This window comes from Paenibacillus sp. LS1, from assembly GCF_026013365.1.
GTDB lineage: Bacteria > Bacillota > Bacilli > Paenibacillales > Paenibacillaceae > Paenibacillus.
Window position 1 is genome coordinate 634,845 of record NZ_JAPDOE010000001.1, and the last position, 14,189, is coordinate 649,033.

Genomic DNA, 14,189 nt, shown 5'->3' on the forward strand with positions numbered 1-14,189 from the left:
CTAGCCAATATCACGCCTCTTCTTGCACACTGAGCTGTACATATTGGGTGAGACGACAATACTGAAATAACAGCAACTCTTCATTACCTTGTCCAAGAGCCACGCTACGCCCTTCCTTGATGAGGTGATTCAACAACTCATCAAGGAAACTCATCTGCAAACGCAAGGATTCCGCAGCGAGCTGCTCAAGTACCTCAATATCTCGGATCGTAAACTGGGATAACCCGCGCAATAGCAACTCTTCTGACCAGCCGCTAATTTTCTGCATGAACTGATTATGCTCTTCCAAGTCTCCCCATCCTTCCATTGCCGATATCCAGTTTCAGACTGAGCACCGTTTGACCCTTCATGAAACTGATCGGGCTAATCCGTTTGGGTTCCACACGAACAAAGGCATAGAAGTGTTCAAGCGATTGTGAACCATATCCTGACTCCAGTCTTTGGATCATCGTTTGCCAGTCAGTTGAGTACGGGAGAGTAAGTGCCAATCGTTCTCCTTCGACACTCTCAACCGTCAGGACAAGATCCTGCGTTTGTTTGACAAAGTTATGGTCCACGATTCGAGCAACTCTGATCACAGCCAGTCGTTCTCTAGGAGCAGCAAACAAATCAAAAGAACGCGATTCCTCTTGAAGTACTGACGATACATCTTGCATGTACTTGCCCATATTCAACGCTTCCACACCCGTTCGTGGCAAAATCGCAAGCTTGGCACCTTCCCCGGAAGAGATCCGGCGCTCTTCATTCACTTTAACTGAATGGAATTGAACTTCTTCACCCACGAACTGGCGAAAGGTCAGATTAGGTAACCATGGTGTGTATGCACCATAATGCTCTGCATACGAGAACTGCTGATCATCATAATATACAGCACGTACATCGCTATAAGTGTAGATTTCCTCATCATCGAAGCAATAGAAGTAATAAGTGATTCCACGGAAACCGGATCGTGTCTCCCACGCATCAGCTCCCAGTCCATACAAGTGAAGTGAAGGCACCGTAAAGTATTTACTGCGAAAACTGCCAATGAGCTGACTCTGCTGAATGACAGATACCTTTTCTTCTTCAAGAACCTGGAGTGCAAGATACAGCTTGCTTACCCGATCCAGCATGGATTGCATGGAGAAACGTATATGTCTGTTGAAAAACAACTGTAGTTCTCCTTGTATCCCTCGTAAACTGCGTTCTATGTCAGGCAGGTTGCCACTATGAGCTGCGATTGCCAAGGTCTCCAGTTGTGCCATATAAGACTGAGGAAGACGGGCCAGTCCCGTCTTCAACAATCCTGCCAGCATAATACGACATTCCTGCACCGTCTGCAGAGAGAACTTGGCTTCGTACACTCGTCCGCTTAATGCATCCGTATCATCCAGGCCTCTTAGTACCCTATATCGTAGCAAAGCTTCAAGCTTGGCCATCTTCCCGGCAGTCTGCGGCACTTTACAAAGTGCTTTTGCAAGGCTCGCTTCCTCCGTAAAAGATACCTCGATATTCTGGCTTTTCAGATGCACCGTAAGAAGTGAATCTTCGATGATCTTAATTTCTTCTGGGTATCTCAATCGGAAAACAACTTCCTCAATCATAGAAGAACTATATGACTTAATTAACACGGTAAGGTCAGACTCCGTCATCCAGCGGAAGCGAGACTCAATTTCACGTGATACCGTATGCGGAATTTCGCTTGGATCGTCCACGTTGGATACTAAGTTTGACTTTGCATCTGTTACGGATACGTCTTTTGGTAAGTCCAACGGATCATTATCCGATATCGCTGAGTCCTTATCCAGCGCATGCTTCTCGTCTGCATTCATCGAATCCTCTGACGAATGTTCCCGTTGATCATATAGAATTGCGATCAGCACATGCTTGCAGATATGTTCTGCCGGGCAGGAGCATTCCCAATGGTCCAGCGTATTTTCGAGCGTACAGTGTGTCCCGTCACTGAGCTGACAACTCACAGATGATTGATTCCATGCGTAAGTTACACTCACACCATTGTCCAACTCTTTCAAAGACCTTTTGTACAACCCCTTGTTGGCATAACGAATCAGATAATCCTCTGTACACAGCTTCGAAAAAATCCGGAATTTCTCCTTGAATCCACTCACGTCATCAAAGCCCCGTTGCTCTTAGAATGTCGTAGATCGTTTCACTGAACACCCGACCTGGAACGTTGCCAAGAGCAATGGATTTGTTATCACCATAGTAATAATATTGCTTGTTACTTGGTTTGAAGAAATGTAGGGATTCCAGTGTAATGTCATCCAATCCCTCGTAATACGTGATGCTCGTACCGCTGAATTGCAATTCTGCAACAAGATCTCCGTACTCTTTATAAAATTCATGATACCAGCCGCCGTCCTGTGCCGGTCCTTTGATCCAACCGTATTTCTCCAGTGCTTTGGGGAAAGCCGTTGGTGAAAAATCAGACTCGGGCAGATGATCGTATTCATTCTTCGTTTTATCCTCATCTTCCGGCTGGTGAATCTCACGATTTAATTGCTCGAATGGCTGCTTGATCTCGTAATCCTCCAACTGCGTTGTCCAACCTTCAAGGGTAGCCTGATCCAATTCCAGCGGGTGTATAAGTCCCACCTGCGCACCTGAAGGCAGATCAACCTCATCCTCGTCCACTGTATTGAATGTGCCATCCTCCATATAACGGAACTTGCTGATCAGAGCGCCATCCTCATACGTTCCCCAGATCAGACCAACAGCAAATTTCTGCATAATTACATTTTGTACAAACAGGGCTTTCCACTCATCAGCAGACCATAGACGTTGTTTGGACAATGACTCTTCCAGACGCTGTGCCTGAATGCTAACCATGGATTTGAGATCTTTTTTCAGTTGCGTGAAACGTGCCTTGGACTGCGCTGCCAATTCAGGATCATCTTTCTGTGCAGGAGCAGGCAGACTCTTCACGGATTTGCCTGTTTCTTCATTTAAGACAACGACTTGCAAGTCTCCATTCACCTTAATCAGGAATGAGCGCTCTCCGTAACTAAGCTGCATGGTTCCTTTTTCATCAAAACCAAGTGTGGTGACCAGACGATCCTCCAGTTGTTCCGAGGTAAGTCCCATATTATCGGCTGCAAGCTGCAACGCTTCTTCTGCTGCACCTTTCACCTGACGGTTCTTCACGCCACGTTTGATCTTGTCAATCGCCATAAGAGCAGATGGATCTTTCAGGTAAGCGAGCACTTTCACAGCATCTGCAGCAATCGCGCCGCGGCTATTTTCTGTCCATTCCTTAATTTGCGGAGCTAAAATATTTACAATCTGAATATCGCCAAAGAGTGCTGATACATACATCACCCATTTCTCTTTTGCAGGAGCACCTTCTTGAATCCAGACCTGGAGCAGTTCACTTGCAAAACGAGCGAGCGATGCCTCACTTACGTATTCACGTAATTCATTTAATCTTTCATTGGGTCCTGAGGTGTGATCCAGCGATTGCACCAATGCATACTGCTTAATCCGATCATCTAAAGGCTGATTGTCTTCATTACGTATAAGTGAAGGGAGATCTTTTAAGGACAACCAGCTCAGTCTCGACAACTTTTTGGCATCTGCCTGATCAGCGAGTGCAGCATGGGCATACTCTGGACTTAAATCTGCGGTATCCAGCAGAATTTGGATCAAGCTCTTCCACTCATCAGACTTCTCTTTCTTCAAAAGCTCACCGTACAGCTCCTTGCTGTTTTCCAGACTGCGGATCGCGGTCAAAGCCATCTCTTTAATCGCCACTTTTTTCTCCGAGAGGTATACGAGTGTATACAATTCCTGATCAGGGATTCGGTTGAATTCGGCTAAGGCCACACCGTTGGCCTTTTTGGAAGAATCCTGCAATCCGGCACGAATCGCTTCAGCCAGTTGTTTCTTCGTTAGCTCATCACGTTGTTCAAAGGTAAGCTCCAGAATTAAAATGCGTGTATCTGTTGGCAGTTTCTTGTACTGTGTCAGCGCATAGTCCAGATTTTGCTGAATGATTCGGCGGTATTCGTCATGTGGCATGGATTTGTATCTGTAGTCGGTCATGCCATTGAGAGAAAGCAGACTGGTTAGCAGTTTCTCTCGTTGCACCTCAGGATCTTGCCCATAACGTTGAAGCAGTTTCTCTCCACTGAATGCGTACGAATTGTACATGTCTGAGACAATATCCAGCGTCCAATCGGGATGGGTGGTCAGGATTGCGAACCTGCGCATTGCCTCCGACTCCAAGGGCAGGAAACTGATGCTTATCAGATTGTGAATACGCTTCTTGTCCCGATTAAGGTTATTAAACAGACCACGACTATTCGGGTCCTCCCAATATTCCTCAAGGGAGTTCTCCCCGCTTAAGTATCTTGCAATCGTAAGTCCTTGACGTCCCCCATCCAAAGGATGCCGAAGAGCGTTGAATACTGCTTGCTCCAGGGACCCCTCCGCATTAGGCAATGTCAATCCTTGATCATCCATGAATTTCTGAATGCAAAGTTTGAGGAATGGTGGTTTGATAATCTCGTATGCTCGAATCGCTTGTTCAGGACGATGCGCGATCGCGGATTGTAACATGTTCCAAGATACCGTGTACGAATTAAGCTCGTCCCGCAACATTTCAACCAACTGATAAGGCTCATCCAGAGGCACAAGTCCAGCAAGCAGATCATTTTGACTCTTTGCTCTAGGGTCCATACTCAGCAAGTAACGGCGAACTTCAAGTGGATAAATCTCATGTAATTGATGTATTGTGTGAAGCAAAACATGTCCAATATCACTATTCGTATCAAGGAACCATTGTTTACCTCCACTAATGTTAATCAGGTACAACAAGGCACCACTCACAAGTACCATAGTTTGATGGAATACTGTGTTTGAACATTGCTCTTTTGAAGAGAAAGACGTATTGGGATACAGCTCAGCTATGAGCCGACTGCGCTTTTCTTTGAGGAATTCATCCTTCAATTCTTGGGATGATCCGTTATGCTTTCCTTGAATATTACTTACCACTACAGGTTCAATCAACGTATGTAGCTCGTCCCGCAACTTATCTGGATCATTAGCCATCACATGTTGAAACAACACGGGTAACGATTGAGCAGAAGATTGAACCTCTGCAAGATGAGAAGCCGTGTCACTGAGTTTTGAATAGAGTTGTAGCAGCATTAACGCATTGATTACATCTCGATAATCCCCCTGGGTGTCAGCCTTTTTGGAATCAATAAGCCACTGGGCACGCTTTAATTTGCTCTTTAATTCAGCCGAGATTTCGTTCTCGCCCGCAAACTGTTTGATCTTCTCCAACCGGGCCAACAACCCACCCATGCGATCAGCGCTTTTGCTCTTCCCGCTCAATCCGTAGGCTTCTGAATCATTTCCCATACAGACAGTAAAAGCATCCGTTCTCCATGAACTTCTTTTGGAATAATTGGATTCCAGATATATCACAATAGCCCCGGCCCGGTAAAATATATCTCCATCATCTTTTTTGGCGAGCTTCATAAGCAGATCAATCGTTTGATACACATAATGACTCGAATTTCCCATCATATTCGGGAACTTGTCTGTCGTTCCCAATACATAATCAATAATTTCGGAGCTTCGGTCTGTTTTTAAAGAATACTCGTTGGAACAGGTCACTGCGAATTTCTCCACCAAAGTTTCTACTGCACGGTCTGCGGTAAGCATTACACGTTCCTCCTCAAATTTAAGTGATGATCTCGCCAATCCAATCTGCCAACTCATTTGGGGTAATTGCGGCTACATGAGCGCCCATATTCGTTAAGGTCTGTGCTGCATGTTTGTTATAGACTGAATCCCCGTTAAAATCGAGTGCGGTGAGAACCAGTAGCTTGCATCCTGCATCGATGATATCTTTACAGGCTTTGTACATCTGCGCAATCGGGTAACCTTCCTCCAGATCACTGACCAGAATAAAGATGGTTTTGCCCGGATTATCGATTAGCGTCTCGCCATAACGCAACGCTTTGGTAATATGTGTTCCCCCGCCGAGCTGTACATTCATGAGCACATCTACGGGGTCTTCCAGCCTGTCGCTCAGATCAACAACCTGCGTATCAAATATAAATAATTTCGTGCGTAGCGCATTCAAGCGATAGAAGATGCTCGCCATTACCGAACTGTAGATGACTGAATCCAGCATACTGCCACTTTCGTCCACACCAATGATGATGTTCCACTTGTTATGAGGCTGTATACTCCCGTCGAAATACAGACGATCAATTACAAACCTGCGCTTGTTTTTATCGTAATTCTTCAAGTTCTTGGTGATGGTTCGCTTGAAATTCAGATTGCGCAAGGATCGTACTGAACTGGAGGTATAGCGACTGCGTTTGCCCATGATACTGGCTCGGGTCTGCGATTCCAGCTTGCTGCGGAGCTCTTCAACCACAGTTCGCACGATATCCTTGGCGCTCTTTAATACCTCACCTTTCATCCGTCCTTTGAATTGCATAATATTCTTGAGCAGATTCATGTTCGGTTCAAGGGATTCAAGCAACTTTTTGTCCGTTAATAATTCTGTCAGCCCATAGCGGTCAAGCGCCTGTTTCTCCAATATTTCTACCGTTGGTTTGGGAAACAGGTCCCTGACTTTGTGCAACCATTTCGGGACAGTCAGATTAGACGCACCGCGTCCTCCCTCTTTTCGGTAACCTTGTTCTTCACCGTATTCACGGTTATAGAGATAACCCAGAATCTCATCGATTTCCGTATATTGAAATTCAGCCGAAGTGTATTGGTCTGTATTACACAACCCTTCTTCGGCGGATTCACCAAGAATCAGACGCCATCGATTCAAGGTTTCAGCAGAATGATGATCTCCTCGGTTGCTTCCATCCGGATTGGAGGTTTTGTCCGTTTCTCCGGTTTCTTTCGTTATCCGATTCGCTTCATTCATATTAGCTTCCATGCGGCAAACTCCTTTCGAAGCGCTTCATCCCATGCTTTGGACTGAATTAGCATCTGTTCATCGACCGCAGGTCTTAACATCTCTTCCGGTTCAACCTGATGCAGACTCGCCACCCGCTCAGCAATCAAGCCCGTCTCCATTGGTGTAAAATAGGTGAATGCCAACCGTAATTCCGGTACCATACTGATGAAGTCGTCGTAGGATAGCTGTTCTATCAAATAATTCAACTCGGACAACAGCTGATCTTCATATAAAAAAGCGTCACGTGCTACAGAGAATACTCCCTGTAAAAAAAATGCCGTTTGACGGGTCTGATCCGGTGTACCATGGATATACCCACGTGCACGATCAACAATCTCTTCCCTGGGCCTGTCGCCGAGCCCTGAGGAAATAGCAACACACACACCCTCCAGCTGAGCCGGAAGCTGGTGATCAGACAAAAGCTCATTCAGGTGAATTCGGAATGTCTCATCCTGAAAATGCTCCTCTGATGACTCCGCGAGCATGGCTAGCAACTTCAATCCCTGAATAATGGCTTCATGCTCATCCGGGTTGGCTCTAGAGAGCTGTAGCAGCTTGTCTACGGCATTCCTGTAAGCCTCGGATACCAACTCAGGGAGTTGTTGCTCGTCAGATAATCCCAGTAGCCTGCGGTGCTGATGAATTCGGTTCAAGACTTGCAGACTGTTACATAAGGAAAGGAAATTCCCGTCGGTTCTCAGCGCCGAGCGCACCTGTTCATAAAGCTTCATCGCAGTGTCCTGAAGCCCCATGAGCAGCGCTTGGAGCATTAGTCGGGAAAGTTCACCGCTATGATGATCCGGTATTTCTTGCATCTGTTCTTCCATTTTGCGTGTAGCCGCCCCGGCAAGCGTTCCGCCATAGAGAGAGTTCTCTATCAATCTGGCTTCAATACGGGATGAGTACATATAAACCCAGGTTTCGCGTACAAGATTCATGTCACGTTCTGCGATCCAGTCCGGCCCGGATTGCCGTTTAGCGAATTCCGGAACCAGATACGTGATACACTGAATCAATTGACTTATCTGACGGTGTTCCGGTTTCGCATACAGATCCAGCACTTTCTTGTGTTGTCCTGTTGTGCGGATCTGCAGTTTGTGTCCTGTACAACGCACCTTGAAGTCCTCCACGATGGGAATACTGAATGAATTGGGAGCCACGCTTCCAATGACGTCTCCTGTCAATAACTGCTGAAGCTCTTGCAACGGTTTATCGGTCGCTAGGGTAAGTTCCCCCTTCACAAAGGAAGAGAGTGCTGCATCCATCAACTCATAGACGCCGCCTTCCCTTTTCCCCCGAAGCCCGGCAAGACCCTGTATCATGCTGTACGCCTCAATCGCATCACTCGTTGATACATGCTCGTGTCCGTCCCGTAATTGGCGCATCAGCCGGGATAACAAGTCCAGAGCCGTTAGATTATATGGTGTACTCTTCTTGCGAAGCAGCTGGTTCCAGATCTGATCGTAATAATTCACATAAGGCATGCCGCTCGCATATCCATTGAGCCGATCCGCTTCAGCAAAGGTATAGACCATCGGGTACATTTGTTGGTGAACCGGATCTGGATCAACTGCACTTTGTTGAGACGTACCTGGTTTACCTCGTCCATCCAAACGTTGATCTGCATGATGTTTCTCCATTTCCGGCTGTTCCAATTCGGATTCAAGTTTCTCTGATATCAACAGTCCATAGGTATGAAATCCACCGGTAATGACAAGCACACGGTCATGCTCCTGTACCGCTTGTTGAATACGTTGTCTCATATGTGCTTCTCTTGCCAGATCACCTGAAGACTGTAATCTTTCCGTGGAATAGCACATTCGGGATAACGTACAATACGTGAATACATCCTGCACGAACGCCCGAGTGGATTTCTCCAGACCGCCAATCTCAAACACCTTTTCCCACAATTCATCAAAACTGCGACAGTTTGTTTTTTGGCACAACCGATTAATGAAGTCAGACCCCGCAAGCAAGGTCTCGTCCTGGATGGAGATCTCCTTTTGTTCTGTCTGACCAGACTTGGATGCACGAGTGGAGAAGTGACGATAGTCCAGATCAATAAACTTTGCCGGAATGTCCAGACGTTTTGCTTCTTTCAAAGCGACATATTCAGGCGAATACCGAAGCATCGGATAATAGCAGGCTTCTCTCTCCAGTTCACTCTCATAGGTATAGTACAGACTGACAGGCGGTATGGTTGCCTCATCACTCAGCACCGAAATTAATGGATTACCACTCTCTGGTCCTTCGATTAGAATGATATCCGGCTTGTACTCCCCAATTAATCGTAATAAGTGATACGAACATGCAGGGCTGTGGTGTCTAATAGGATAATAGACCGTATGATTACTCAGGTTATATACCTGGGACTCGAACAAGGATTGTAACTGATCAACATCAGGGTCCAGTACTGCTGTTAACCGATCCATTTTCTCTCCTCATAATAGTCCTTCCACATTCCCTCTTCTCTAGAACGCTCTTTTACGACCTTGGAGAAGTAGGTTTTGAGAATGGACAGATCCTTGTCGTTTTCCTTCGCAATGGTTCCCAGCATGTTCTGCACCAACCGATCCAGCGCAATAGCCTTATCTTCGTAATAATAGGAAGTCATCGCACTCTGAACATAGACAGACACCGCTTCCGCCGTACTCATGGATGCTTGAGGGGTATCGAGCTTGTATCCTTCCCGTGTCATGCCGGTGCGCAGTTCCATAAATGTTGTAGCCAGCAATTCAACCACATCCGGATTAATTTCAATATCAATTCCACTATGTAATAACAGACTTCTTGCCTGAGATTCAATTATTTTGGCTTCCATCTTCACGTTATGAATGGGCTTGATCGTTTCGAAATTGAACCGACGCTTCAAGGCACCGCTCATTTCGTTAACACCTTTATCCCGAATATTTGCTGTAGCAATGACGTTAAATCCCGGTTGGGCAAACAGTACACCACCGTCCAGTTCAGGAATGCTCATGACCTTGTCACTGAGAATACTGATCAGACTGTCTTGCGCTTCGGCGGGACAACGTGTAATCTCTTCAAAACGGGTAAGAATGCCTTTTTTCATTCCGCTATATAACGGCGATGGCACAAGCGCAGCTTCCGAAGGACCTTTATCGAGCAGCATGGCGTAATTCCATGAATACTTGATCATATCCTCCGTCGTGCCTGCTGTACCCTGAATCGTGTTCAGACTGGTTCCGGAGATCGCTGCGGTCAGCAGTTCGCTAAGCATGGTCTTGGCTGTTCCGGGTTCTCCCACAAGCATTAACCCTCGATTGCCTGCCAGAGTGACCACGGCGCGCTCTATTAACACGTCATTGCCATAGAATTTACGAGTAATCGGGATCTCTTCTCCATTTAATAACGCCGGCTTATCCCTGCCAATAATAAAATCGCGCACATAGGCAGGAGATAACAGCCAGTTTGGGGGACGTTTCCCCTGATCTTCCTCTCGCAATGCACGTAATTCAACCTCGTATAATATCTCGGCGGGTGGTTTAAGCATCTCCATCGTCAAGGTGTCTCCTCTCACATAAACAGATCGTATGTTCTTATTCCTATCATTTTATCACAGCAGTCCAGCAACTACCCGGTAAAACGATAAAAATGGTTGAAACGTCCTTCTTATCAGCACTCTTCCTAAGTCCTTGGACATAGTGTATAGCACAAATATGAAGGTGAAATATCCTTACAGCCGTTTCAACACACTGGTTTCGGCTGTGAATCAGTATGCTTATTACCTATTTAAAAGCATTGTAGGCCATATGACCTTAGGATTCATTACACTTTCGATCATGTGTTTCAACCAAATGAAGCCGATTATTACAAAGAAGACACAGGCCATCAGCAGCCTGTGTCTTCTTATATGTTAAAATTTCACCCAACATCTATGAATTTTGATCGAAACTATCCACTCTCTCAGAAGTCCCTAATTACATTCTGCGACCACACGAAGCTGAATACAGCTCGTACCACTCATACCGGGTTAGCTCAATCTTCGTCGCGTCACGACAGGCCAGAATACGTTCTGGCCGAATCGAACCAATCACAGGCTGAATACCTGCTGGATGTTTCATTAACCAAGCCAATACAATAGACTCCGGTGTCACCCCACGCTCCTTGGCCATTCGATCAACCAATTGAGCCGTATGCTCAATTTCAGGGCGCTGTCCCTCAACTACCCTGCCAGTAAATCGCCCCTGAGCAAGGGGACCCCAGGCTTGCAGTTGAATATGCTCTGCCTGACAATATTCCATCGTACCATAAGGAAACACGTTGTCTCTGGCTTGGGGTCGATTCACCGTCACACCAGCTTCTACGAACCCGATTTTGTCAAGACTCATCTCCAACTGATTCACAATCAGAGGCACTTTACTATGAAGCTGAAGAAGACGAATCTGTTCAGAACCCATGTTGGACACACCAAAATGACGCACTTTACCGGAATGGTGCAGCTCAGCCAGTGCTTCCCCAATCTCTTGTGGATGGGCGAGCGGATCAGGACGGTGCAGCAGCAAAATATCCAGATAATCGATGCCGAGCCGTTCCAGGATACCATCAACACTCGCCAGGATATGTGCACCTGAGGTATCATAACGCTGCGGTCCTGCATCATCACCTACAAGGCGTATACCACACTTCGACTGTATAATGATCTGTTCACGCAAGCCGGGAGTTTCAGATAAAACTCGCCCCAAGACATGCTCTGCCTTACCACGTGTGTAAATATCCGCCAGGTCAAAGTGATTAATGCCTATTTCGATAGCTGCTTCTACAGCTCGATGACCTTCTACGACAAGATCTGAAGTAATGGGGAACCCATCCCATTCACCCCCAAACCGCATACAGCCAAGAACCATTCGACTTGCCGGAATCTGGTGATGATGCAAAGGAAGTTGTGCGTAAGACATATCAGCATTCACCTCATTTTCATTTTTACGAAGCACAATGATCAATCTTCTCTACATGTCTTCTTCTATCTTCCTCTATTTTCCTGCTCCTTCATCCGTACGGCTCAAAAACAAGGTTTCAAAAGCTTGTCTATTGAATATATAGAGGGTGCAGGTATTATGCAGGAATATGAGAGGAGATTTTGCATTTGAATCCGAATGAAACCAACGAGTCCTCAAAGCCAGCGTTTTTCACCAAAGAATTCACGCATAACCCTTACCCGGTATATGAAAACTTAAGAAAAGAGGAGCCTGTTTTTAGAGTTATGTTTCCTCACGGGGAGTTCGGCTGGATCATTACCCGATACGAGGATGCAGTTCAGATCCTGAAAGATCCTCGCTTCACTAAGGATATCGCCAAACGTTATGGACCTGAAAATCAAAGTATCTTTGTCAATAACATGCTGTTCTCCGATCCACCAGATCATCGCCGTCTTCGGGGACTTGTACAGAAAGCGTTCACCCCTAAGTTGATTGCAGACATGAGAAGCCATATTCAGGACATTGCTGATGAACTACTGGACAACCTTCCGTCACAGGAAAAAATGAATCTGATCGATGACTTCGCCTTCCCTCTGCCCATCATCGTCATTAGTGAAATTTTGGGCGTCCCTATTGAGGATCGTGACAAATTCCGCATGTGGTCCAATACGGTAATCGATGCTTCCACAGCTGAGAGCGCAGAGCTATTCGAGCAGCATGCCAGGGAGTTTACGGAATACCTGACGGCTTGGTTTGCGAAAGTACGCAAAGAACCCGGCACTGATCTGATCAGTCAGCTCGTCATTGCAGAAGAATCCGGGCAGCAGTTGACTGAACAAGAACTGCTTGGTGTAGTCTCCTTATTAATTATTGCGGGCCATGAAACGACGGTTAATCTCATTGGCAATGGAATTATGGCTTTGCTGGAGCACCCTGAGCAACGTGAGTTGCTCATTAAACAGCCTGAGCTTATTCATAAAGCCATTGAGGAGATGCTGCGATACAACGGACCAGTGGAGTTTAGTACATCTCGATGGGCTTTGGAAGATATCGAATTCCGTGGACAACATATTGCTCAAGGTGAACTTGTCATCGTTGCGCTTGATTCGGCTAACCGGGATGAGGAGCAGTTCAAAGATGCTGATGTCTTTGACATTACCCGCGAGAAGAGTTCGCATCTTGCATTTGGTAAAGGCATTCATCTTTGTCTGGGAGCACCGCTTGCACGTCTGGAAGGCGAGATTGCGGTCAGTACACTTCTGAATCGTTTTCCAAATATACAGCTTCAGGCAGACGTGAATGAACTGGAATGGAGACCTGGCATGATTGTGCGTGGTGTCAAGGAGATCCCCGTTCAACTTAAATAATGGCTATTAAACATGAATACATGAAAGTGAGGCACATGACATCATGGAAATGAACACCTTGGTATGGATCGTTTTGCTGCTTCTGATTCTTGTGTTACTGGTCAGAGTCACCAGCCTGCAACGCCAATTGAATGAATTGAAAAGAGATGTCGAGCGTCTGGAGAACGGTTCGACCGACAGCGCTCGCTCTGACTTCAATTACACATTATCGCCGAAGGAAGCACCCCCTTCCCACACAAGCCAACCAGCACCAACGGATCTGGATCAGGAGCTTATTGCACTTATACAACAAGAGAAAAAAATTATGGCAATCAAACGACTGCGTGAAGCCAGAGGTCTTTCGTTGAAGGAAGCCAAAGACTATGTCGATTCCCTGGATCGGTAATATACAACTCACATAACTCTCGAGGAAGTTATTCCAGACTTTCGGCTGCTAAACCAGAAGAAAGGTGGAACCTTCACCGAGAGTTTACTTTTCAAACGACATATGATACTGTTATTTCTATATTACTAGAAATAAGAAATAAAGACGAAAGGACAGATCATGATGCAACCAAACTCGCATGAACTCGAACAAGTCGTCAAAATTCATAAAGCACTGGGTGAGCAAACACGCTACAAAATCATTCAGATTCTATCGGGCGAAAGCAATCTGTGTCCTGCCGATCTGGAGAGCCGCCTTGTTACCGTTGCCCTATCGACTCTGTCTCATCACCTGAAGCAGTTGTCTGATTGCGGCCTACTTACATCGCAGAAGAAAGGTACGTATATTTACTACAGCCTGAACACGGAGACTGCGCAAAAGTTTGTTCCCTATCTGCTAAATAAATAAAAAAATTTGAGTTATATTTCTATATAATTAGAAATATCGAAACAACAACGTACAATATTTCATAGCAGAACTAGGTCGCGTAAGTTTACGGTTATACCATTATTCATTATCTCGGT

At 46.0% G+C, this 14,189-nt stretch carries 10 protein-coding genes; 3 read left to right on the plus strand and 7 right to left on the minus strand.

All coding sequences use genetic code 11. The annotated features are described in order from the left end of the window. Positions 1 to 10 precede the first annotated feature (10 nt). The 7 genes from OM416_RS02530 to OM416_RS02560 form a co-directional block, all read right to left on the minus strand. Positions 11 to 289: a hypothetical protein gene (locus OM416_RS02530; RefSeq protein WP_264926677.1), complete on the minus strand. Its 279-nt coding sequence runs from the start codon at positions 287 to 289 to the stop codon at positions 11 to 13. Then, positions 276 to 2,108 carry a hypothetical protein gene (locus OM416_RS02535; RefSeq protein WP_264926678.1) on the minus strand — a complete coding sequence of 611 codons (1,833 nt, stop codon included), beginning with the start codon at positions 2,106 to 2,108 and terminating at the stop codon, positions 276 to 278. The genes OM416_RS02530 and OM416_RS02535 overlap by 14 nt, the downstream gene beginning before the upstream one ends. A 4-nt stretch (positions 2,109 to 2,112) precedes the next feature. Further along, entirely contained in the window at positions 2,113 to 5,670 is a 3,558-nt protein-coding gene (locus OM416_RS02540) for a DUF4132 domain-containing protein (protein ID WP_264926679.1), read from the minus strand. 19 nt (positions 5,671 to 5,689) lie between these two features. Then, complete coding sequence (locus OM416_RS02545; protein ID WP_264926680.1) at positions 5,690 to 6,913, minus strand: VWA domain-containing protein; 1,224 nt, start codon at positions 6,911 to 6,913, stop codon at positions 5,690 to 5,692. Then, the gene (locus tag OM416_RS02550) at positions 6,898 to 9,366 is read right to left on the minus strand and encodes a DUF5682 family protein (protein WP_264926682.1); all 2,469 of its coding nucleotides are present in this window, start codon (positions 9,364 to 9,366) and stop codon (positions 6,898 to 6,900) included. The genes OM416_RS02545 and OM416_RS02550 overlap by 16 nt, the downstream gene beginning before the upstream one ends. Then, a complete protein-coding gene (locus OM416_RS02555; protein ID WP_264926683.1) occupies positions 9,354 to 10,454 on the minus strand; it encodes an ATP-binding protein in 1,101 nt (366 codons plus the stop codon). The genes OM416_RS02550 and OM416_RS02555 overlap by 13 nt, the downstream gene beginning before the upstream one ends. A gap of 421 nt (positions 10,455 to 10,875) precedes the next feature. Further along, entirely contained in the window at positions 10,876 to 11,853 is a 978-nt protein-coding gene (locus OM416_RS02560; RefSeq protein WP_264926684.1) for an aldo/keto reductase, read from the minus strand. A 188-nt stretch (positions 11,854 to 12,041) separates the two neighbouring features. Here OM416_RS02560 and OM416_RS02565 point away from each other — a divergent pair, with 188 nt between their 5' ends. The 3 genes from OM416_RS02565 (at position 12,042) to OM416_RS02575 (ending at position 14,073) form a co-directional block, all read left to right on the plus strand. Next, positions 12,042 to 13,241 (plus strand): cytochrome P450 family protein, encoded by a 1,200-nt coding sequence (locus OM416_RS02565; RefSeq protein WP_264926685.1) that lies wholly within the window; start codon positions 12,042 to 12,044, stop codon positions 13,239 to 13,241. A 43-nt stretch (positions 13,242 to 13,284) separates the two neighbouring features. After that, the gene (locus OM416_RS02570; protein ID WP_264926686.1) at positions 13,285 to 13,626 is read left to right on the plus strand and encodes a ribosomal protein L7/L12; all 342 of its coding nucleotides are present in this window, start codon (positions 13,285 to 13,287) and stop codon (positions 13,624 to 13,626) included. A gap of 159 nt (positions 13,627 to 13,785) precedes the next feature. Then, entirely contained in the window at positions 13,786 to 14,073 is a 288-nt protein-coding gene (locus tag OM416_RS02575; protein WP_264926687.1) for an ArsR/SmtB family transcription factor, read from the plus strand. Positions 14,074 to 14,189 lie beyond the last annotated feature (116 nt).